Origin of the sequence: Lacibacter sp. (genome assembly GCF_035299325.1) — a bacterium.
Classification (GTDB): domain Bacteria; phylum Bacteroidota; class Bacteroidia; order Chitinophagales; family Chitinophagaceae; genus Lacibacter.
The window spans coordinates 70,465-93,523 of the sequence record NZ_DATGWT010000017.1 but is presented as its reverse complement, the minus strand read 5'-3'; the positions used below and the strand labels follow the sequence as shown (position 1 = coordinate 93,523).

Annotated in this window: 22 protein-coding genes; 13 read left to right on the top strand and 9 right to left on the bottom strand. The window is 40.4% G+C overall.

Annotated elements, in window-relative coordinates; all coding sequences use genetic code 11:
• Nucleotides 1-147 precede the first annotated feature (147 nt).
• The 5 genes from sucC (at nt 148) to VK159_RS10815 (ending at nt 3,488) form a co-directional block, all read left to right on the top strand.
• Complete coding sequence (sucC, locus tag VK159_RS10835) at nt 148-1,359, top strand: ADP-forming succinate--CoA ligase subunit beta (RefSeq protein ID WP_182801874.1); 1,212 nt, start codon at nt 148-150, stop codon at nt 1,357-1,359.
• Nucleotides 1,360-1,506: 147 nt separating this feature from the next.
• On the top strand, nt 1,507-1,716 hold the full coding sequence (locus VK159_RS10830; RefSeq protein WP_324230155.1) for a hypothetical protein: 210 nt from the start codon (nt 1,507-1,509) through the stop codon (nt 1,714-1,716).
• On the top strand, nt 1,704-2,120 hold the full coding sequence (locus tag VK159_RS10825) for a hypothetical protein (protein WP_324230154.1): 417 nt from the start codon (nt 1,704-1,706) through the stop codon (nt 2,118-2,120). The genes VK159_RS10830 and VK159_RS10825 overlap by 13 nt, the downstream gene beginning before the upstream one ends.
• Before the next feature lie 138 nt (nt 2,121-2,258).
• Nucleotides 2,259-2,747: a GNAT family N-acetyltransferase gene (locus VK159_RS10820; protein WP_324230153.1), complete on the top strand. Its 489-nt coding sequence runs from the start codon at nt 2,259-2,261 to the stop codon at nt 2,745-2,747.
• Nucleotides 2,748-2,834: 87 nt separating this feature from the next.
• On the top strand, nt 2,835-3,488 hold the full coding sequence (locus VK159_RS10815) for a hypothetical protein (protein ID WP_324230152.1): 654 nt from the start codon (nt 2,835-2,837) through the stop codon (nt 3,486-3,488).
• 42 nt (nt 3,489-3,530) lie between these two features.
• Here the strand turns inward: VK159_RS10815 and VK159_RS10810 are convergent, their stop codons facing one another.
• From VK159_RS10810 to VK159_RS10790, 5 genes are read right to left on the bottom strand one after another with little or no spacing between them, the layout of a single operon-like run.
• Nucleotides 3,531-4,157, bottom strand: coding sequence for a SprT-like domain-containing protein (locus VK159_RS10810; protein WP_324230151.1), 627 nt, complete (start codon nt 4,155-4,157; stop codon nt 3,531-3,533).
• Nucleotides 4,150-4,557, bottom strand: a complete 408-nt coding sequence (locus VK159_RS10805) for a hypothetical protein (RefSeq protein WP_324230150.1) — start codon at nt 4,555-4,557, stop codon at nt 4,150-4,152. The genes VK159_RS10810 and VK159_RS10805 overlap by 8 nt, the downstream gene beginning before the upstream one ends.
• Nucleotides 4,554-4,793, bottom strand: a complete 240-nt coding sequence (locus tag VK159_RS10800; RefSeq protein ID WP_324230149.1) for a hypothetical protein — start codon at nt 4,791-4,793, stop codon at nt 4,554-4,556. Before VK159_RS10800 ends, VK159_RS10805 begins: the two co-directional genes overlap by 4 nt.
• Complete coding sequence (locus VK159_RS10795; protein ID WP_182801880.1) at nt 4,771-5,208, bottom strand: bactofilin family protein; 438 nt, start codon at nt 5,206-5,208, stop codon at nt 4,771-4,773. Before VK159_RS10795 ends, VK159_RS10800 begins: the two co-directional genes overlap by 23 nt.
• A gap of 12 nt (nt 5,209-5,220) precedes the next feature.
• Complete coding sequence (locus tag VK159_RS10790; protein WP_182801881.1) at nt 5,221-5,622, bottom strand: hypothetical protein; 402 nt, start codon at nt 5,620-5,622, stop codon at nt 5,221-5,223.
• A gap of 125 nt (nt 5,623-5,747) precedes the next feature.
• Between VK159_RS10790 and VK159_RS10785 the strand changes: the two genes are divergently transcribed.
• Together VK159_RS10785 and VK159_RS10780 are read left to right on the top strand one after the other, a co-directional pair.
• The gene (locus VK159_RS10785; protein WP_324230148.1) at nt 5,748-8,810 is read left to right on the top strand and encodes a hypothetical protein; all 3,063 of its coding nucleotides are present in this window, start codon (nt 5,748-5,750) and stop codon (nt 8,808-8,810) included.
• 87 nt (nt 8,811-8,897) lie between these two features.
• Nucleotides 8,898-11,273: a transglycosylase domain-containing protein gene (locus VK159_RS10780; protein WP_324230147.1), complete on the top strand. Its 2,376-nt coding sequence runs from the start codon at nt 8,898-8,900 to the stop codon at nt 11,271-11,273.
• Between the two features lie 116 nt (nt 11,274-11,389).
• On the opposite strand, the gene VK159_RS10775 is transcribed toward VK159_RS10780, so the two are convergent.
• On the bottom strand, nt 11,390-11,680 hold the full coding sequence (locus VK159_RS10775; protein ID WP_324230146.1) for a hypothetical protein: 291 nt from the start codon (nt 11,678-11,680) through the stop codon (nt 11,390-11,392).
• 209 nt (nt 11,681-11,889) lie between these two features.
• On the opposite strand from VK159_RS10775, the gene glmS reads away from it, so the two are divergent.
• The 3 genes from glmS (at nt 11,890) to VK159_RS10760 (ending at nt 16,452) form a co-directional block, all read left to right on the top strand.
• Entirely contained in the window at nt 11,890-13,725 is a 1,836-nt protein-coding gene (gene glmS, locus VK159_RS10770; RefSeq protein WP_324230145.1) for a glutamine--fructose-6-phosphate transaminase (isomerizing), read from the top strand.
• Nucleotides 13,726-13,820: 95 nt separating this feature from the next.
• Nucleotides 13,821-16,022: a DUF4954 family protein gene (locus VK159_RS10765; protein ID WP_324230144.1), complete on the top strand. Its 2,202-nt coding sequence runs from the start codon at nt 13,821-13,823 to the stop codon at nt 16,020-16,022.
• Between the two features lie 16 nt (nt 16,023-16,038).
• Nucleotides 16,039-16,452 (top strand): DUF1801 domain-containing protein, encoded by a 414-nt coding sequence (locus VK159_RS10760; protein ID WP_324230143.1) that lies wholly within the window; start codon nt 16,039-16,041, stop codon nt 16,450-16,452.
• A gap of 18 nt (nt 16,453-16,470) precedes the next feature.
• On the opposite strand, the gene VK159_RS10755 is transcribed toward VK159_RS10760, so the two are convergent.
• The 3 genes from VK159_RS10755 to tgt form a co-directional block, all read right to left on the bottom strand.
• Nucleotides 16,471-17,790 carry a citrate (Si)-synthase, eukaryotic gene (locus VK159_RS10755; protein WP_324230142.1) on the bottom strand — a complete coding sequence of 440 codons (1,320 nt, stop codon included), beginning with the start codon at nt 17,788-17,790 and terminating at the stop codon, nt 16,471-16,473.
• Nucleotides 17,791-18,003: 213 nt separating this feature from the next.
• The gene (locus VK159_RS10750; protein ID WP_324230141.1) at nt 18,004-19,095 is read right to left on the bottom strand and encodes an LptF/LptG family permease; all 1,092 of its coding nucleotides are present in this window, start codon (nt 19,093-19,095) and stop codon (nt 18,004-18,006) included.
• Nucleotides 19,096-19,156: 61 nt separating this feature from the next.
• Nucleotides 19,157-20,296 (bottom strand): tRNA guanosine(34) transglycosylase Tgt, encoded by a 1,140-nt coding sequence (tgt, locus tag VK159_RS10745; RefSeq protein WP_324230140.1) that lies wholly within the window; start codon nt 20,294-20,296, stop codon nt 19,157-19,159.
• Between the two features lie 272 nt (nt 20,297-20,568).
• Here tgt and VK159_RS10740 point away from each other — a divergent pair, with 272 nt between their 5' ends.
• The 3 genes from VK159_RS10740 to VK159_RS10730 all read left to right on the top strand — a co-directional run bounded on the left by VK159_RS10740 (nt 20,569) and on the right by VK159_RS10730 (nt 22,994).
• Complete coding sequence (locus VK159_RS10740) at nt 20,569-21,573, top strand: glycosyltransferase (protein WP_324230139.1); 1,005 nt, start codon at nt 20,569-20,571, stop codon at nt 21,571-21,573.
• On the top strand, nt 21,564-22,211 hold the full coding sequence (rsmG, locus tag VK159_RS10735; RefSeq protein ID WP_324230138.1) for a 16S rRNA (guanine(527)-N(7))-methyltransferase RsmG: 648 nt from the start codon (nt 21,564-21,566) through the stop codon (nt 22,209-22,211). Before VK159_RS10740 ends, rsmG begins: the two co-directional genes overlap by 10 nt.
• 129 nt (nt 22,212-22,340) lie before the next feature.
• Entirely contained in the window at nt 22,341-22,994 is a 654-nt protein-coding gene (locus VK159_RS10730; protein ID WP_324230137.1) for a response regulator transcription factor, read from the top strand.
• Nucleotides 22,995-23,059: the final 65 nt, after the last annotated feature.

Genomic DNA, 23,059 nt, shown 5'->3' with positions numbered 1-23,059 from the left:
TCACATGCCGATTAGTATTCCCATACCATGAACGGATTGCGACGCAACAGGCGATGCTCAAGGAGATGATGCCGGTATCATAAAACGCTTCATGTTCTGTCTTATTCCCACCTGTTCTTTCCTTATCTTCGCCGAAATTTTTTGCATATGAACCTCCACGAATATCAAGCCAAGGAATTATTGAAGAAATACAATGTTCCGGTGCAGGAAGGATTTGCCTGCAGCACAGTACATGAAGCCGAAGAAGCTTATCGCCAGATCAAGAACCAAAGCGGCAGCAGCTTTGCAGTTGTAAAAGCGCAAATTCATGCGGGTGGCCGTGGTAAGGGAACTGTGAAAGAAACAGGTATCAATGGTGTGAAAGTTGCAAAAAATATTGACCAGATCACTGAGTTTGCAAAAGGTATTTTGGGTGGCACATTGGTGACCATTCAAACCGGACCTGCAGGTAAAGTGGTAAATAAGATTCTTGTTGCGCAGGATATGTATTACGATGGGCCAACAGAGCGTAAAGAATTTTATCTCTCTATTCTTCTCGATCGTACAAAAAAACAAAACGTGATCATGTACAGTACCGAAGGCGGTATGAACATTGAAGATGTTGCACATGACACTCCCGAAAAAATATTTAAAGAGTGGGTTAACCCTGGCGGACCATTACAAGCGTTCCAGGCAAGAAAGATCGCTTTCAACCTTGGTTTGAGCGGTGAAGCGTTTAAGAACTGTGTAAAGTTTGTAACGAATCTTTACAATGCATATGTTGGATTGGATTGTGGTATGTTGGAAATTAATCCATTGTTTAAAGCAGCCGATAACAAGATCATTGCGGTGGATTGCAAAATGAACATTGATGATAATGCATTGATGCGTCATCCTGATGTTGCGAACATGCGTGATACTACAGAAGAAGATCCTACAGAAGTGGAAGCAGGAAATCATAACCTCAACTTCATTAAACTTGATGGTAACGTAGGTTGTATGGTGAATGGTGCAGGTTTGGCAATGGCAACCATGGATATGATCCAGTTGAGTGGTGGACAACCGGCAAACTTCTTGGACGTAGGCGGTACTGCAAATGCACAAACTGTTGAAGCTGGTTTCAAGATCATTTTAAAAGACCCGAACGTAAAAGCAATTCTTATCAACATCTTTGGTGGTATTGTTCGTTGCGATCGTGTTGCTGCAGGTGTAATTGAAGCTTATAAAACAATTGGTAACATTCCTGTTCCCATCATCGTACGTTTACAAGGTACAAATGCCGAAGAAGCAAAGAAACTGATCGATGAAAGCGGATTGAAAGTACAAAGTGCTATTCAGTTAAGCGAAGCAGCTGCATTGGTAAAACAGGCAGTAGCATAAACTGAACGAAAAATAAACAGACGGTGCCATACGATTTTCGTATGGCATTCGTTTTTATACCTTGTGAATAGTTTATTCATTCACCTTGCCTAATCGGCTTATTTTTTGTACCGATCCTGCAAGTATAAACCATCAACCAATTATCACATGAAAGGACTACTCCGTAACTGCTTTGTATTATTTTTAAGTTTGTTTGTCATTCAATCAGCTTCTGCACAACTCCGATTCGAAACACAACATCATTTCAAACCATTTGAAGTATTGCTTGATGCAGGTCTTGCCCGCCCCGCAGGTAAGGGTGCAAAAGCAGGAGTATTGCTGGCCTTGGAACCACGTTTTAATGCTTGGATCGTTTAACTGTTGGATTACGTATGGAAGCAACGGCGATGATACGTGGCTATGCAGGTCTTAATGGAATGGATCCTAACGCCAATGGCGAAGCCGGTTTGGGTATTTCATTTGTACCAACGGCTGAGTATTATTTTGCCAACCGTACTGTACGTCCGTTTATTGGCGGTGGCGCAGGTGTTTATAATTTCCTGAGTGTTGAAGCGAACAGTGAAGGTGGTGGAACTGTGAAGGTGCCTGCTTCAACTAAGTTTGGCGGCATGGCAAGAGCTGGTGTGGAAGTATGGCATATCCGTGCAGCAGTTGAATATAACTTCGTAGGCAAAACAGGTGAGATCAATAACAACTATCTCGGAATAAAACTGGGTATTATTCTCGGTGGCGGACAATATTCATTGGAAGATACTTATTAAGAAAGCTGCCACTTACAAGCAAATACACTTCAACAAAGGAAGAAAAGAAGTTTACTTTTCTTCCTTTGTGTTTTTGTGCCTTTATTGTAAATAGTTTTCCTGTTTTTGAAATAATAAATTTCCATTTAGCTTTGAAGCATGTCTTCAACTGTTCATATTCGCCCCATTCAACCATCGGATAATGCTGCCATGGCTGTGATCGTTCGCAATTCGCTAGCAGAGTTTGGTGCAAACAAACCCGGCACTGTTTTTTACGATCCCACAACTGATGCATTGTATGAACTCTTTCAAACCAAAGGCAGTTTCTATTTTATTGCAGAAGAAAATGGACAACTGTTAGGTGGTGGCGGTATTTATCCAACCGAAGGTTTGCCTGATAAAACATGCGAATTGGTAAAAATGTACCTGCACAAAAATGCACGTGGTAAAGGATTAGGTAAACGGATGATCGAACAATGTCTTACCTGGGCAAAAGAAAATGGTTATGAACAGGTGTATTTAGAAACCATGCCTGAGTTGAAACAGGCATTAAAAGTATATGAACTGTTCGGATTTGAATATTTAGATGGCCCCATGGGTAATAGTGGACATTTTGGATGCGATCGGTGGATGTTGAAGAAGCTATGAGTAATGAATGATGAATGATCAGTGATGAGTGCCTCTATATTACTACAGTATTTGTATGGAAAGAGGATGTAATTGCATCTTCTTTTTATGTTTCGAACTTTAACCCTCGTTTTTACACTAACTGTTGCTTGCAATCAGGATGACAAGTCAAAAAAAATAAATCCTGTTTCTGTTTCTTATACAAAGTCTAAAAAAGAAAATAAAAAACCCTACAAAACCATTGTACTGACTGCAAGGGAATTTAAACAACAGCACATTACTTCAGATAGTTTTGAACTGTTGTACAGTCGCTTTATCGTTGATTCAATTATTCCCTACTGGTATGGTACAAAATGGAATTTTTATGGTACTACAGAAGTACCCCAAACTGGCAGCATTGCATGCGGGTATTTTGTAACAACAGTCTTAAGAGATGCAAGGTTACACATCAACCGAATAAAACTTGCACAGGCTGCAAGTGAAGAAATGATGAAAATCGTTTGCCACAAAAAAAGTATAAAACGGTTCCGCCACACGCCAATTCAGGATTTTGTAAAAAACTTACGGCAACTTGAAAACGGATTATATATTGTCGGGCTAGATTTTCACACCGGATTTATCTATCATGAAAATGAACAACTGCATTTCATTCATGCTTCTTATCAAACACCTCAAATAGTTATTCAACAAAATGTACACGAATCAACGATTCTCGCTGCATCGAAATATAAAGTAGTCGGAAAAGTAAACCTGCTGAAATAAACTCTATTCTTCAGACGAGTCCCACTCATCACTCATTAATCATTACTCATTACTCATCACCTCCACCTCATACACCCCACTAAACAAATACACTGCTCCACTCTTCACATCAATTGCTTTATGCCGTTTGCGTAGCTTTTCTTTTTTCTGAAATACACGACCGTCTTTTGTTTTAAAGAGTTGATCATGTTGTAATTCTTCCACCAGCACTTCACCATTTTTGCGCACATCATAATTTTTCAACACACGCATCAAATGTTCTTCACCACAGCTGGTAGCTGATGGGTTTTGTAATGACTTCATCAATGCCTTTTCAATATCAGCCGGGAAAATTTTCTTCAATAAAAACTGGGCAAGTATTTTTCCATATTCATGCTTCCACTCTTTGCCATGTGCTGCAATGCGGAAACCGAAATTTTCAAATGCCAGCAGGTGAGCGATCTCATGTAACAGCGTTACAAGGAAAGCATATTTATTTAGATTGCCATTTACACTGATGCGGTGATTCTTTTGATTAATGGCATGCCGGTAATCACCAAGTATACTGTTCCGTTCCCTGGTAATAGTTAAATGAATTTTGTAATGATGGAGATACTGCAGCACCGGTTCAACCGAACCGTCGGGCAAATAAGCAGCCAATGCATGTAATGGAACTTCCTTCTTACTCATTATTCTCTTTCTTCTGCTTCAACAGGCGAAACACCATCCGCACTTCCATAAATGAATAAACGAAATATAACGCCATACAAACATACAACGCCGGCTTATTAATATTTGGTTTAGCGATCATTGCATAAACGATCACGGCTGCTGCACAAATGAGCATCTTGATCATGAGTGCACCATACACACTTCTGAAAAACACCTGAATGTTTTTGTGCAAAAAACCTTTGACGTGGAAGTACAGCGAAGTAATAGTAACAATAAACAAAATGAGGTTACCACCCATCAGCACATTAAAACTCAGACCGTATTTATTGAGCCAGCCTTGACCAAGCAGGTAAAAACTATTCAGCGCAACAAAAAGTCCTACAATTGGTAAATACAATTTCTGGTTTTGATTCTTCATTTCCTTGCAGATGTGTCTTTATAAATCCGGTAAAAGATGGCACTGAGCACCACTACCGGTAACAACCATGCAAGTAAAGGAAAATTCAGCTTCAACCAGCCATCTGCTTTTAAACCTGCGAAAACAGCAAGTCCCAATGCAGCAATTAATTGAAAAGCCAACCCGGCATATTGCGCCAGGTAAGCTCTGTTACTTTTTGTTGGCTTGGACGATTTATTGGTCGTTGGCTGCGGCATTTAACGATTCTTTGCTGATCTCCAGCACACTGGCCAATGGTGCATTTGATACGGCAGCTGCGCCCATATGACATTCACCATTGAACGAGGCAGTAGCATCAACCTGCAACTGACCGGCATAAATATTACCGTTTATCTGGCAACTGCCTTTCAGGTAGAGCAGTTCGGTTACTTTAATGGTGCCGTTGATCTGCCCCAGCACATCTGCCTGTTGCGCAACTACATCACCATAAATTTTACCCGATGGACCCACCAGCACTTTTGAGGAAGTGGTGAGGTTGCCATGAAGCGTGCCATCCACCCGGATGTCGCCCTTACTTTCAATATTTCCTTTGATTTCGGTACCGGAGGCAACGATGGTTGCCAAACCTGTGGAGGAATCTTTTTCCTGGGAACTGGATTTACTGTTGAACATATGCAGTGGTTTTTATTGTGTCGAACGTTCTACTTCAGGCATCTTCAGGGTATTTGTATCCAACACATTGGTTTTTACATCGCCTGACAATACCTTTTTCAGGTTATCAAGATACTGGTCTTTATACAACATCGATCTTTCCAGCGAATCGATCTTCGTTTTATAGAAGATCAGTTCTTTCCGCTGACTTTGTGAACCATAGCCCGGTAAATAATACTTCAGGTTGGTAAACGTGATCAGCGCTACTGTAAGCCCCACCAATAATACAAAAATGGTGCTAAGAGTAACATAAACGCTCAATCTGGATAATTTAAATGTTACTACTTCTTCATAGGTATCATCGTTCATCACCACCAAACGGTAGCGGTTGCGCAAGCGCTTCAGTGTACTTTCTGCGTCAATTCGTTTTGCCATACTGTAAATGAGGACTAAATTTACTGTTTAACAGGTGGAAATAAAGAAATTCTTCCTGATTTTACCGTGAATTAAAATATTTTTGGTCGTATTGAGTTAATTAAGAAAAACGACCCAACGCCTGCATGCAGCCAATTATTGTACCTAAACTGAATCTCATCTTAATCGTTCTCCTGCTGGGCTGCTTTTCTGCATCGGCACAACCCGATTTTACCTTACCCCTGGTAAAACCGAAAAAATACGAGAATAAAATACTGGGTTCGGAAAAAACGGACGATAAGAAATTTACCCTGCCCCGCCGTATTTACCAGAGCATGGTTACGCATTATAACTTTCATTACAATGCCACTAACAAGATCAACGCTATTGTTGAAAAAGCGAAACTGAGCCATCAGGATGATTATACGCAACTCCTTCCCTTCTATAATTATTCAACTGACCGTACTGCTGCTGATTCACTTGAACTTGATTCGGTGATCTTTAAAGCGACTGCCGGCATCGTGCTGCACGATTTGAGGAATAATTACATCGATAACATGTACCTGCTTATCGGGCAGAGTTATTTTTATTGGCAGAAGTACGATTCGGCTTACCGCATCTTCCAGTTTATCAATTACAATTTCTTCCCGAAAGGAAAAGATGAATATATTATTGTTGTTGGGTCAAACGACCGTTCAACAAAAGGTGATCTGAATATTGCCACCAAGGAAAAGACCGATCTGATGCATAAGGCATTTTCGCATCAGCCAAGTCGTAACGACGCACTTATCTGGCTTACACGCACCTATGCAGCAGATAGTTTATACCCTGAAGCATATAGTTTAATTAACCTCTTACGCAAAGACCCCACTTTTCCAAAACGACTTCATGGCAAACTGAACGAAGTGCAGGCTTATACTTTTTATCAGCAGGAACAATGGGATAGTACCGCCTTTTATTTAAAAGATGCATTGAGCGAAGCAGCTGATAAAACGGAGTTGGCACGTTGGGAATATTTGCTGGCGCAGTTGTATGCAAAAACAAATCAACCTGAACTTGCTTCTTCTTATTTTAACAAAGCAAAGTCGCATACTACTGATCCGGTGCTTTACATCCATGCACGTATTTATGAAGCACAGTTAGTGAAAAAAGAAGGTGGCGATGCTGTGACTGAAACATTAGCTGACCTCTTGAAGCTTTCAAAGAAAGAACGTTTTGATGGTTATGAAGATGTGTTGTTCTATGCAGCAGCCGGTATGGCTTTGGAAAAAGGCGATACAACGCAGGCAATGACCTTATTGAAACGCAGCGTTTCTTACATGCCTGAAAATCCATCAACAAAAAATAAAGCATTTGTAAAACTTTCTGACCTGGCATATGCACGCAGAGATTACACACTTGCATCAAACTCACTTGACAGTGTAAACATGCAGGACCCTGCTCTTGCAGATATGACTGCACAACTGCAAATAAAACAGCAAATGCTGAAACAGTTGGTGAACCTTATTACAATTGTAAAACAGCAAGACAGTTTGCAGGCTGTTGCCAAGATGCCTGAAAAAGAAATGGATGCTTACCTGAAATCACTTGCACGCAAGCTCCGCAGGCAACGTGGTTTAAAAGAAGAAGCTGCTTACACACCTACATTAGCGGTGAATAATGGAACAACAGATAACACTCCTCTTTTCACAAATGCAGGCAGTGGTAACAGTTGGTATTTCTATAATGCGGCACAAAAGTCGAGAGGCTTCAGCGAGTTTAAATCAAAATGGGGAACTCGACCCAATGTAGATAACTGGCGCAGGCAGGATGCAGTTGATGCAGCCAAACCTGAACAGCAGGCACCACAGTATGATCATAGTGCCGGGCAAGATGTAAGTATTGAAGTTGATAAAATTCCGGAAGAGGAATTAACGGTTGAAGGTTTAAAAAGTCGTTTACCGCTTACAGAAGAGAAACTGCTAGTGTCGAATCAAAAAATTGCAGAATCATTATTTGAGCAGGGACAGATCTATAAAAACCAGCTTGAAGATTATGAGCAGGCAGCCATTGTATTTGAAGAGATCTGGAAACGCTTCGGTAATTATGAAAAAGAACAGGATGTATTGTTTGAGTTGTATTACTGTTATACCAAAACTGGTGATAAAGAAAAAGCAGCTTACTACCGTGATCAGCTGAATAAAAAATATCCTAATGGCGACCTGGTACAGAAAATAAATGCTTCAAAAAATCCTGTGGTTGTTTCGAAAGATGCAAAGACAATTGCATACGAAAATATTTACAACCTGTTTATCTCCGGCAAATTTGACGAGGCACAACAGGAGAAGAAACTGGCTGATTCATTGTACGGAAGTTCTTACTGGACACCACAGTTGTTATATATTGAATCGTTGTATCACATCAAACAAAAAAATGATAGTGTAGCCATTGTTACATTAACCAACCTTGAACGCAATTTTCCCGGCACGCCAATGGCAGAGAAAGCGGCCGTGATGAAAGATGTGGTAAACCGCCGTGCAGAAATTGAAGATTATCTCACACGCACCAATATTGTTCGCCAAACTGAAGATAGTGTGGTGATACCATTCGATGAAGGTACAAAAGTGAATAAGGTTGTGCAGGAAATAAAGAAAGACTCAAGCAATCAGATTAAGCCCATCAACTTGCCCGGTCAGAACAATGCGAACATTCAACGACCTGTTGCACCAATTGAAAAAACGGATGTGAATAAAACAGATCGTAATAATGCAGGTAAGCCGATCATTGGCAATAAGCCCGGCATGGATACAACAACCATCAAGCCGTTGAAAGAAGGCAAGATTGAAATGGCCTATGTGTACAACGCAACCGATCCCTATACTGTGCTGATGTATTTTGATGAAGTAGATCCGGTTTATTTAACAGAAGCCAGGACGGCTTATCAACGTTATAACTCGTCTTCCTTTGGTGGTCAGAATATCCCACTCAGAATTTACGAGGGTGATAAAGACAATACCTGGATGGAAATGGGTCTGTTTTCCGATGTAACAACCGCACTTGGTTACATGGAAGAATGGAAAAAGAACGCCCGCCAAATTGTTCCATGGCTACCTGAACTGAAATACAATTTTGTCATAATCTCTGATCGTAACCTGGAAATGTTAAAAACCAGGAAGAATATGGAAGAATACAAGACCTTTTTACGTCAGTACATCAAGGATAAATTTTAGGAATTCTTCTTCCATTTGCCTCCCTGAATTGTTTTAGATTTGTCTGGTATTGAATTTGCTGATAATCGCATCTCATATACACATCTTATGCGTAAACCAATCAAGTATTTATGGCGTGCCTTTTTCATCGGTATGGGTTTGTTTATCCTGCTGGTGATCGGTGCCAATTTCGGTCTGCTCGGCAAAATGCCATCCCTCGAAGAACTGGAAAATCCATCTGCCTCTCTTGCCAGTGAGGTTATTGCCTCCGACGGTACAATGATGGGTAAGTTTTACCTGGAAGACCGTACCAATGTAGAGTATAAAGACATTTCAAAGAACATAGTGAATGCCTTGATAGCTGCGGAAGATGAGCGTTTTTATGAACACTCCGGTATTGATGGTCGTGCCCTTGCACGTGCCATTGCAAAACTTGGAAGTGATGGTGGTGGCAGTACAATCACTCAACAGCTGGCATTGAATCTTTTCCGTGAACGTGCAAGAAATAAATTCCGTCGTGTATTTCAGAAAATACAGGAATGGATCATTGCTGTAAAACTTGAACGCAATTTCACCAAAGAAGAGATCATTGCACTATATCTCAATACAGTTGAGTACAGCGATAATGTGTTTGGCATCCGCAATGCATCAAAAACTTTTTTTCAGAAAGAACCATCATTGGTTACTGTTGATGAAGCCGCTTTATTGATCGGTATGGTAAATGCACCTTACGCTTACAATCCACGATTGTTTCCTCCGAGAGCAATGCAAAAAAGAAATGCGGTGATCAACGATATGGTGCGTAACAATTTTGTAAGCGAAGCAGATGCAGAGAAATTAAAAAACAAACCAATCAATCTCAAGTATAAAAAACTTGATGAAAGTGCAGGTCTTGCCCCTTACTTCCGTGATGTGTTGCGTGATCAGATGAAGAAGTGGGCAAAAGAAAACAAAAAGCCGAATGGTGAGAGTTATAATATTTACAGGGATGGTTTAAAGATCTATACAACCATTAATCCACGCATGCAGTTGTATGCTGAAGAAGCAGTATCGAAGCACATGAGTGCATTGCAAAAAAATTACTGGACACTTCCTTGGGTAAAAGATAACAGCATCTGGAAAGGTCATGAAAATATTCTTGAGCGTGGTATGAAAGACAGCGACCGTTGGAAGAAGATGGAAGCTGCGGGTGTAGATGAAGCAGAAATCCGCAAAGTCTTCAAAACAAAAACAAAAATGAAGGTGTTTGCCTGGAATGCGAAGCGTGAAACAGACACCATCATGTCGCCTTATGATTCTGTTCGTTATCATAAGATGATCATCCAGACAGGTTTTATGGTAATGGATCCTTTTACCGGTGAAGTAAAAGCATGGGTTGGTGGTGTGAACTTTAAAAACTTCAAGTTCGATCACGTAAACATGAACACAAAGCGCCAGGTTGGTTCAACATTTAAACCTATTCTTTATGCATATGCAGTTGAAAATGGTTACACACCTGAAACTCCGTTGCCGAGTGGCCCGATCAATTTAGGTGGTAAGATGATTACCGGTGGCGGCGGCCCAATGGCTATTTGTCTTGCGTTTTCTAAAAACCCGGGTGCAGCTTATTTAATGAATCAATTCGGTGTTAAGAGTGTCATCAATTTTGCACAAACAACCGGCATAAAAAGCGACATGCCTCCCTATCCTTCCATTGCATTGGGTAGTGCAGACATCAGTGTATATGAAATGCTGCAGAGCTATACCATGTTCCCAACCAATGGCATGAGTACACAACCGATTTATGTAACACGTATAGAAGACAGGAATGGAAATATTTTACAAACCTATGCTCCCGAACAAAAAGTAGTGATGAGTGAAGCTGCTGCTTACACAATGGTGAAGATGATGCAGGGTGTGGTTGATATTGGTACCGGCCGACGATTACGTGGGATGGGATTAACAGGTGATATCGCTGGTAAAACTGGAACTACAAACGGCAATACAGATACATGGTTTATCGGCTACAATCCTCAATTATTAGCCGGTGGCTGGGTTGGTTGTGATGATCCATTCTTAAAAATGGTGGGTGAAGGTAACCGCACGGCACTACCAATCTGGGGCTACTTCTTCGACAAAGTGTTTAATGACAAAACGCTAGGCATTTCAAATGAAGCAAAGTTTGTGCAACCGGAAAGTATGAAGATGGAAACCTTTATGGATTTCGAAAATTTTGCTGATAAGTATCGTAATGAACCTGATGCTGAAAATCCTGATGCAGGTAATGGTACTTCTTCTGATTATAACGATCTGAAGTTAACACCTGATCCAACGCTTGGTCCTGAATCACAGATCGACGAAGAACAGAAAGTATTACAGGAAGCAAAGAAACAAGCTGATAAAAATCCTGAGCAGAAAAAAGATCAAACAAAACCTGTTGCAACAGATCCAAAGAAAGACAGCACCAAAAAGAAATGGTGGCCTTTCCGGAAAAAGAATAATTAATTAAAAATCCCCGTAGCAATAGCTACGGGGATTTTTGTTATACACGCTGCTCCTTTTAAAATGGAGTAATGAATTTCATAGACCTGCAATCAATAGTAGTATCAATTAAGTTCTCGTTATGATAACGATGTACTCCAGGTAAGTTTATAAATACCGTCTTCCCCTTTTACACAAGTGAACAGAAAGTTCGTAATGAACGGAATGTTCAATTGCTCAGTGCCTTCTGTTAATGCAACAGTTCCACTGAGATAAATGGAAGATGATGATGTTTCTAACGCTTCGCTGTCAACAGGTACCTTCTGGTGGCCAAAACCGAGATCATAGCGACGGTAAGCCAACTGTTCAATCATGTTTTCAAGCAGATCGGGCTGGTCGAGCGTAGCGGCAATGTGAATTATGTTGTTCATGATCCTTTCTTTTATGCAGATCAACCAATCGCCTCTTTTGTTACCAAACTCTCATTCAATAGATGCAGTAACCGCTATTCTGATTAATAAAGAAATGTGAAAGCTTCAAAAAGCTGCACCTGTGAATAAACTCTCAGGCAGGTAATATTTCCGCTGAACACTTAATCATATTTCTGCATCTTTGTAAAGTAAACAAACTACTGATTATCATGTGTGGAATCGTTGGCTATATAGGGTCAAGGGAGGCCTATCCCGTTGTATTAAAAGGACTGAAACGACTTGAATACCGTGGCTACGACAGTGCCGGAGTGGCGCTGCTCAATCACGGAATGAAAGTGTACAAGAAAAAAGGTAAAGTTGCCCAGCTAGAAGAAGAAGTAATTGGCAAAGACATTCAATCAAACATTGGGATTGGACATACACGTTGGGCTACGCATGGTGAGCCAAGTGATCGTAATGCCCATCCCCATCTTTCCAACAACGGAAAGCTGGCCATGATCCATAACGGTATCATTGAAAACTATGTATCGATCAAAAATGAATTGCTGAAAAAAGGCTACACGTTTAAAAGCGATACGGATACCGAAGTACTCCTCAACTTTATTGAAGATATAAAGACGAATAACGACTGCTCTTTGGAAGAAGCAGTACGTATTGCATTGAAACGTGTAGTTGGTGCGTATGTTATTTTATTGATCGATGAAGACACGCCCGATACAATTATAGCAGCACGGAAAGGAAGTCCGCTCGTAATTGGTATTGGTAAGAATGAACATTTTCTTGCCAGTGATGCATCTCCTATTATTGAGTACACGAAAGAAGTGGTGTATGTAAATGATTACGAGCTGGCAATCGTAAAAGCCGATGAACTGGTCTTAAAAAATCTGGGCAACGAAAAAATCACTCCATACGTTCAGAAACTTGATCTTGAACTGGCAGCCATTGAAAAAGGCGGCTACGATCATTTCATGATCAAAGAAATCAATGAACAACCGCATACTATTTACGATTGCTTACGTGGCCGTTTAGATCCTGTTGCAGGAACGATTACGATGGCAGGTGTACAAAACAATATCGAGCAATTAAAAAATGCGCAACGTATTGTTATGATCGCTTGTGGTACCAGTTGGCATGCAGGACTTGTGGCAGAATATGTGTTTGAAGAATTATGCCGTATTCCTGTAGAAGTTGAATATGCATCGGAGTTCCGCTACCGAAATCCTGTTATTAACAAAGGCGATGTGATCATTGCTATTTCACAAAGTGGTGAAACAGCAGATACCATTGTTGCAATTGATAAAGCAAAAGAGCAAGGGGCATTTATTTTTGGTGTAGTGAACGTGGTGGGCAGTTCTATTGCACGTTTATCGCATGCAGGTGCATATACCCATGCCGGACCTGAGATTGGCGTAGCAAGTACAAAAGCGTTTACTGCACAATTGGCTGTATTAACAATGGTGGCGTTGAAGATCGCATTGGAAAAAGGAACGATCACCCATGACCGTTATATGCATTTGCTGAATGAACTGCATGAAATTCCGGATAAAGTAAAACTATTATTGGAAGATGCAGAAAATGTAAAATCGATCGGATTGAAATACAAAGATGCCGGTGATTTTCTTTATCTCGGTCGTGGTTATAATTTCCCAGTGGCATTAGAAGGTGCATTGAAGTTGAAAGAAATTTCATACATCCATGCAGAAGGTTATCCTGCTGCAGAAATGAAGCATGGACCAATTGCACTGGTTGATGAAAAACTACCTGTGGTTTTTGTTGCAACCAAAGATGCGTACTACGATAAAATTGTGAGCAATATCCAGGAGATCAAAGCAAGGAAAGGACAAGTAATCGCTGTGATCACGGAGAATGATGAAACCATTCCAACCATGAGTAATGATATTATGTTTGTACCGGAAGCAGATGAAATTGTTGCGCCGATGTTGAGCGTTATTCCGCTGCAGCTACTCTCCTATTATATTGGTGTGGCAAAAGGTTTGGATGTAGATAAACCGAGAAACTTAGCAAAGAGTGTAACTGTTGAATAAATCCTGAGCGAAATAGAAGTATGCAAAGTCATGTTGAAGTAAGCTGAAACATGGCTTTGTTGTTTTACTGAGATTAAAGTAAATTGAGCATTGTCATGAATCAGATCACAAAACAACCAATCTCCGATATTGGTTACAACTTTATACCGACAGCATATCTTCCAAAAGGAAAGGATGAGTATTATCTCCGCAATAAACAGAACCGCAGCGGTATCAATTACCGAAAGTTGACTGCATTGGAGATTGAAGTGTTGGTGCGTAACAGAAATGCATCAGATAACTGGAACAATATTCTTGTATCAGATGCTTTCAACCCTGAGCTGGTAAAGAACTGTAAGTTTTTTGGATTGGTTCGTATTGGAAAATTAGAACCATACTATTTAGAATTTCATTCAATAAAATTACAGGTTGGTTTATACAACAGTACTATCATCAGTTGTGACCTTGGTGATAATGTCGTGATCGATAATGTTCATTATCTCTCCCACTACATTATCGGCAATGAAGTGGTTATTACCAATGTGCATGAAATGGGCACTACCAACTATGCAAAATTTGGTAATGGTATTTTAAAACAAGGCGAAGAAGAACGTATCCGCATCTGGATGGAAGTGTGTAATGAAAATGCAGGCAGAAAAATTATTCCGTTCAATGGCATGTTACCCGGTGATGCATGGTTATGGAGCCGCAACAGGGATAATCAACAACTGCAACAAAAGCTGAAAGAATTTACAGAACTGAAGTTTGATAAACTGCGTGGTTATTATGGTAAAGTGGGTGATCGTACAGTAATTAAAAGTTGTTCGATCATTAAAGATGTGTGGATCGGCAGTGATGCTTATCTTAAAGGAGCAAACAAATTAAAGAACCTCACCATCAACTCATCACTGGAAGCCAGCTCACAGGTTGGTGAAGGTTGTGAACTGGTGAATGGTATTATGAGTGAAGGTTGTAAAGCGTTCTATGGTGTAAAAGCTGTGCGTTTTTACATGGCATCACATTCACAATTGAAATATGGTGCACGACTTATCAACTCTTATCTTGGCAACAATGCCACCATCTCCTGTTGTGAAGTTTTGAACTCACTCATTTTTCCTGCGCACGAACAACATCACAACAATTCTTTCTTATGTGCAGCAACCATAATGGGACAAAGTAATATTGCTGCCGGTGCAACATTAGGAAGTAATCATAACAGCCGTAGTGCCGATGGTGAACTGATTGCCGGTCGTGGTTTTTGGCCGGGCCTATGTGTGAGCATTAAACACAATACAAGATTTGCTTCTTATACTTTGCTGGCAAAAGGTGATTATCCTGCTGAACTGGATATCCCTCTTCCTTTTTCATTGGTGAGTACAGATACCGCACGTGATCAGTTAGTTGTTATGCCGGGCTATTGGTTTATGTATAACATGTATGCGCTTGCACGCAACGCATGGAAATATATTGACCGTGATCATCGCATTGACAAAACGCAACACCTCGAATACGATTTTCTTGCACCTGATAGTATTAATGAAGTGATTGACGCTTTGCAGTTATTGGAAAAATTTACCGGCAAAGCATTGCTGAAACAAAGCAAAGACAAAAAACTTACCGACACCGATTATATTAAGGCTGGTAAAAAAGCGTTGCTGAATAATGAGGTGCCCGATGATTTAGAAATAACAGCCGATGGTTTTGAAAACAGCAAACGAAAAGTGTTGTTGCTGAAGGTAAAGAAAAGTTATATCCTGTTTAAAGAGCTGGTTGATTATTATGCAGCCGAGCAGGTACTGAAGTTTATTGCAACAAATAAATTAAAATCAACAATAGATCTTTTTAAGCAACTTCCCAGAAAACAAAAACGTGCTGCATGGGTAAATGTAGGCGGTCAACTGATCCCTGCTGCTGAATTAGATAAATTAAAGCAACGCATCAGCACCGGTAAAATTAAAAACTGGGATGCAGTTCATGCTTTTTATAAAACACAGGCTGAACAATACCCAAAACAAAAATTAACACATGCTCTTTCTGCTTTTTATGAAGTAACAGGATTATCGAAACTTGATAAGAGCAACTTGAAAGATCTCCTGCAAAATTATCTCTATACAAAAACATGGATGGTAGATGGTATTGCATCATCAAGAGCAAAGGATTATACCAATCCATTCCGTAAGATGGTTTATGAAACAGAAGCAGAGATGGAAGCTGTAACGGGAAAGCTGAAAGAGAATTCATTCATCCTGCAACAACAGGTAGAATTAGAGACAACCAAAGCAACCGTACAGAAAGTAATAAAACAGTTTAAACTCTGATCATACGATTTGACCAATGAACCGCCTCGTTGATGAATACATCGAAAGTCTGCCTGATGAAAAACGGGAAATTGCTGAACAGATCCGTGAGATGATCTTATCCCTCATTCCGCATGTGCAGGAAAAACTAAGTTTTAAAATTCCTTTTTATCATTTTCATGGAATGTTCTGTTATATCAATGAGGTGAAAGATGGTATTGATCTGGGCTTGTGTCGTGGTAAAGATCTGGTTGATGTATTACCACAACTGGAACAAGGCAACCGTGTAATGGTGGCATCGGTTATCATACGCACGAAAAAAGAAATTCAAACAAAAAATATACAAGATGTATTGCTTACTGCTGCTAACTGGCAGGAAGAAGCAAAGCGTTTGAAGATATCGATGATCAATGCAAAGAAAAAAGCCGCTCCAAAAAAGAAGCGGCTTTGATATGATCACTGTTGCAACTTAATCGCCCCAGATATTATCTTTTCCATCAATCCATTTCTTCACCAGATCAGTTGTAACAGATTTCGGACGTTCTAACGGGAAGCCCAATGCTCTGTCCCAAATCAAACTTGCCATTACACCCAATGCACGGCTTACTGCAAACAACACCGTGTAATATTCATACTCCACCATACCATAATGCACCAGCAATGCTCCACTGTGCGAATCAACATTCGGCCATGGATTTTTTACTTTACCTAATGATTGTAAAATCGGCGGTACTACTTCATAAATATTCCAGACGGTATTTACCAGTTTATCATCAGGCATATGCTTTTTACCAAATTCCATTTGTGCTGTAAAGCGTGGATCTGTTTTACGCAATACCGCATGACCATAACCCGGCACCACTTTTCCTTCGCTCAACGTTTTCTTTACATAGTCGGCGATTTGTACTTTATCAGGCGCATCTGTTCCCAGTGCTTCCTGCATTTCAAATATCCACTTGATCACTTCCTGGTTAGCCAAACCATGCAACGGACCGGCGAGGCCATTCATACCTGCAGCATAACTTAGATACGGATCACTCAAAGCAGAACCAACAAGGTGCGTCGTGTGTGCAGATACGTTACCACCTTCGTGATCGGCATGAATGGTCATGTACAAACGCATCAGCTCCATAAATCCCTGATCATTGTAACCAAGCATATGTGCAAGGTTACCCGACCAATCGAGCAAGCCATTCGGATGAATATGATCACCGTTTTTATATTTACGACGGTAGATATAAGCTGCAATACGTGGCAAACGTGCAATGAGCGTCATCGCATCATCAAACACCGGTTCCCAATAATCTTTTTTATTAATTCCCTCGCCATACTGTTTTGCAAACGTACTTTCTGTTTGCAAAGCCATTACACCCACCACAAACATCGTCATTGGATGTGTGTGCAATGGCAATGCATCAATGGCATCAAACACATGATTTGGAACATGACTGCGGCGTTGCCAGTTATCAGTAACTGAATTTACCATTGCTTCATCAGGCAGATCGCCGGTAAGCATCAGGTAAAATAAACCCTCAGGAAGCGGTTGTTCGCCACCGTTCGGAAACTTCGGCAACTTTTGCTGTAATTCGGGGATCGTGAAACCACGAAAACGAATACCTTCCTGCGAATCGAGCAAAGAAGTTTCGGTTACTAATCCTGTAATGCCACGCATACCCTGGTAGATCTGTGACAAAGTAACTTCACCCGCTACCTTATTCCCATGTTCCTTCAGTAAATTCTTGATTTCAGCACTGGCCGCATCAGCCTTCGACTTAAACCGTTCTTTCATGTGTTTATTTGTTATTTTTATTAATTGGCCACAAGTATGCCCAAATAATCATTAACGAAATGTAAGCATTATATACGGGCATTTCATGATGCCTGTTTTGTTTATTCAGGTTGAAATGAACCGTTGCAACCGTATTTTTTGCGAATCTGTCAAAGTTAACCAATCCGAGGTTTCACAACAATTTACTTGAACGAAAAGTTCGTAAAACGAACGCTATTTAGGTGCACGTTTATACAGGCGGTAGGCAACAATAGCAAAAATAACGTTTGGTATCCATGCAGCTATAATTGGCGGGAGATTACCCTTGGTGGAGAATACCATGGAGAATTTATCAATCACAATAAACAATACGCCTATGATAAATGCCAATGCAAGGTGAAAGCCACTACCGCCCCTGATCTTTCTGCAGGCAAGAATAGCAGCAATCATGGTCATGATAATGACAGAAATAGCATAGGCATCACGGCGGTAACGTTCAAATTCTATTGCATTCACTCCTTCCGAACCACGGATTTTTTCCTGTTTGATAAACCGATCCAATGCGGGTGTTTTCAACTTATCTTTCTTGAAATCATCTTCTGAAATATCGGTGGGGAGATAGCCCATCTTTAAATAGTAATTCGTAAGTATTTTCACTTCTTCATGCAGTCCATTGATCTTGCGTTCAACAGCGCTTTCTAGTTTCCAGTGCTTCTTCGCTGTGTCCCAAATGATGGTTTCTGAACGAAGGTTATAATACACCTGGTTATTTTTTACTTTCTCCAGGAAAAATCCATTACCGACCTTGGCCGTTGTATCGTAGTTGCGCATACCGGCATAGGTGTACGTGTCAACACGGAAATGAATATTATTGAGGTATTGCCGTTGCTGTTTGGCAATATTGCCCATATCAACATACCTGTTCTCAAAATTGGTACGGATGACATTGGCAACAGGAATTAAAAAGTGATTGGATAAACCGAGCAACACTGCAAGGAAAATTCCACCCACCCAATATGGGCGAAGAATCCTGTTTAAACTCATGCCTACACTCAACATAGCCACAATTTCGCTTCGGAGTGCCAGCTTTGAGGTGAAGAATACCACTGCAATCAATACAAATACCGGGAACAATAAGCCGATGATATGTGGCAGGAACCCATAGTAATACTTGGTAACAATATCACTAAACCCTAATCCGCTGCGTACAAAATCTTCGCTCTTTTCACTGGCATCAATGGCCAAGGTGATCATTGAAAAGATGACCAGCAGAAAAAAGAATGTTTTCAGGAATGATTTTAATATGTACCAGTCGAGGGTTTTCATCAATGGCTGCAAAGTAAGGACAGAAATTGGAAAAGAAGTGTTAGAATATCAGGCTGCCTTTTTATAGCCTCGTCTTCATCACTTCCACCATTTCTTTTTTCCAGCTTACAAAATCACCTGCGAGAATATGAGCACGTGCCTGTTTCACCAACCATAAATAGAAAGCAAGGTTATGTACACTTGCCAAAGTAAGACCGGTTATTTCTTTGGCTTTTATTAGATGACGCAGATAGGCTTTGCTGTAGTAATTACTGATGTGGCAATCGATGCCATCATCCAAAGGTGAAAAATCTTTCTCCCATTTCTTATTATCGATATTGATCACGCCTTTACTTGTGAAGAGCATGGCATTGCGACCATTACGTGTGGGCATTACACAATCAAACATATCAACACCCAAAGAAATGCATTCTAAAATATTCCATGGAGTACCAACACCCATTAAGTAGCGAGGCTTCTGTACCGGCAATTCATCACAACACAGTTCAGTGAATTCATACATCATCTCTTCGGGTTCACCCACACTTAAACCGCCAATGGCACAACCGGTAAGATTTGCATTGGCCATGAATTGTGATGAAGCTGTACGAAGATCTTTATACGTACTGCCTTGTACAATCGGAAACAGATTTTGCGTATACCCGTATTTATCTGGTGTGTTATTAAAATGCTTGATACAACGATCTAACCAACGATGTGTTAACTCCATCGACTTCTTTGCATAGTTGTAATCGCTTGGATATGGAGGACATTCATCAAACGCCATTACAATATCGGCACCAATGCTTCTTTGAATATCCATTACACTTTCCGGCGTAAACAAATGCCTGCTCCCATCAATATGACTTTGAAAAACAACTCCCTCTTCTTTGATTTTGCGTGTGCCCGCCAATGAAAATACCTGGTAGCCGCCACTGTCGGTCAAAATCGGTTTATCCCATCCATTGAATTTGTGCAAACCACCGGCAGCTTCCAGCACTTCCGTTCCGGGGCGCAGGTATAAATGATAAGTATTGCCCAGAATGATCTCAGCTTTCACTTCGGTTTTCAATTGCTCAACCGTGAGCGACTTTACACTACCCACTGTACCCACCGGCATAAAGATGGGTGTCTGAATAGTGCCATGATCAGTAGTGATCTCGCCTGCCCTTGCTTTCGATTGTGGATCGGTATGTTGTAATTGAAACTGTAAAGCTGCCATAAGGGCGCAAAGATAGCCGATAGCCGTTAGTCATTAGCCAAAAGTGGGTTTGAAGAAGATCAAGCTTCACACTACCGGCCACTAACTCTCGGCTTCCACACATCTGAATAACATTCCCGTAACTGTTTCCCCTCAATGCAATATTTTCGCAGCTGCTTATGAGTGTGCATTGGCCCGAAATCTTATTTGCTGCTTTTTGTGCAACAGCAGCCATCCAGGTATTTTACTACCTGTACTTTTTTACCCGTTTGGCATTTTACAAAAAGCCGAAAATGGAAAGCTCTATGCAGCATGCCGTTTCGGTGGTGGTTTGTGCAAGGGATGAAGCGCAAAATCTTGCCGATAATTTGCCCGAAATTCTGCAACAGGATTACCGCTCAACATTTGAGGTGATAGCAGTGAACGACAATTCGTTTGACGACAGCAAGTATGTGCTGGAATATCTGTCGAAACCTTTCCGCAACCTTCGCCCAATTGAATTGAAACAAGAGGCAAGATTGATCAATGGGAAAAAATTTCCTTTATCAATTGGTATTAAAGAAGCAAAGTATGAATTGCTATTGCTTACTGATGCTGATTGCAAACCTGCAAGTGGCAAATGGATCGAGTTAATGCAGGGTGCATTCAGTAATGGAAAAGAAATTGCATTAGGCTACGGTGCCTATTATAAAAAACCGGGCTTGCTGAATAAGCTCATCCGCTTCGAAACATTTTTATCTGCTCTTCAGTACTTCTCTTATGCATTGGCTGGCATGCCTTACATGGGTGTTGGTCGGAATCTTGCTTATAAAAAAGAATTGTTCTTCCGAAACAAAGGATTCTCTTCTCACAACCAATTGCCGGGCGGCGATGATGATCTTTTTATTAACCAGGTAGCAACAAAAAAGAATACAGCTGTTGTGTTAGATGAAGAAGCATTCACTTTATCTGAACCAAAAACAAGATGGAGCACGTGGCGAAGCCAGAAAGCAAGACATTATACTACCAGCAATCATTACAAAAGCATTCATAAATTTTCATTGGGACTGTTTGCTTTTTCGCATTTCATGTTTTATCCACTGCTTGCAGCATCCATTATTTTCTTCAACTGGTGGATGGCATTGGCCGTGTTTGGTTTCCGGTTGCTTTTGCAGGGAATTATTTATTACAAGAGCATGAGAAAGCTCAATGAAAAAGATCTTTTTTGGCTTTATCCGTTGCTTGATATCTGGCAATGGTTTTATTATCTTTTATTTGCAAATAGTTTATTTAAAAAACCAAAAGCCAATTGGAAGTAGTACTTAAATATTTTTCTGATTTTACGCCTGCACAGTTGCAGCAGTTTCAACAACTCGAAGCAGTGTATAAAGAGTGGAATGAAAAGATCAATGTCATCTCCCGAAAAGATATTGATAGTTTATATGAAAAACATGTGCTGCATTCATTAGCCATTGCAGCAGTATTCAATTTTCAACCCGGTACACAAATATGCGATCTTGGTACAGGTGGTGGATTCCCCGGTATTCCCTTGGCTATCTTTTTTCCTGAAGTGCAATTTCATTTAACCGACAGCATCAACAAGAAATTAAAAGTGGTGAATGAAGTGGCATCTGCCATTGGTTTAAAAAATGTAACCACACAACATACACGTACGGAGCAAATTGTTAACCGCAAATTTGACTTTGTGGTGAGCCGTGCTGTTGCTCCGTTAAAAGATCTGTGGAAATGGAGCGTGCCTATACTAAAAGCAAAAGGACAAGGTAAACCGGCTACGGCTTTTGATGAACCTTTTTATGGTGGACTGATTTGCCTGAAAGGTGGGGATCTTGCAGAGGAAGTGAAAGAGAGCGGACTTTCGCCTATTGTATGGGAAATTGATCAACTGTTCACAGAAGATTTTTACAAAGAAAAGTTTGTGATGGCCGTAAAGCGTTGATCATTAAAGCATAAACACCAAACCTGTCTTCTGTAGCCATTCGTTAACCCAATTCTGCCGTTAAAAACAAGAGCAATACTACCACTTAGTGGTATTTCCTATATTATCTGAAAAGGTCAACTTTGCAGTATGAAAAAAATTTCCGTTTGTATAGTTGAAGATGTAACAGACATCCGCCAGGCACTGGAGCAGATTATTGAATTAAGTGAGAATTGCAGCTTGGCCGGATCTTTTTCATCTGGTGAAGAAGCAGTGGTAAAAATTCCTTTGATAAAACCGGATGTTGTGTTAATGGATATTGGTTTAGGTTCAACCAATGGTATTGATCTCGTGAAAGAATTAAAACCACAGCACCCCGAAATATTGTACATGATGTGTACCGTGTATGAAGAAGACGAAAAAATCTTTGATGCATTGCGTGCAGGTGCAAGTGGTTATATCCTTAAAAAATCATCGCCTGCGAAATTGCTGGATGCAATTGGTGAGTTGGTTGATGGTGGTGCGCCTATGAGCAGCCAGATAGCGTTGAAAGTAGTGAATGCCTTTAAAGATATGCCCGTACAGGAAACAATTGCATTGACTCCTGAAAATGCCGATACAACAGTATTGACCCGCCGTGAAAAAATGATCTTAGAAAAACTGGCGCAAGGTAAAATTTACAAAGAGATCGGAAAAGAATTAGACATAAGTCCTGAAACTGTACGCAAACACGTGTACCATATTTACGAGAAGCTGCATGTAAATAATCGTGTAGAAGCAGTCAATAAATTTTACGGAAGATAATTTTTTAATTCAGCACAGGTATAAAAGTAAACAGGTTGATAAGTAAGAAGGCCAACGCCAACAAA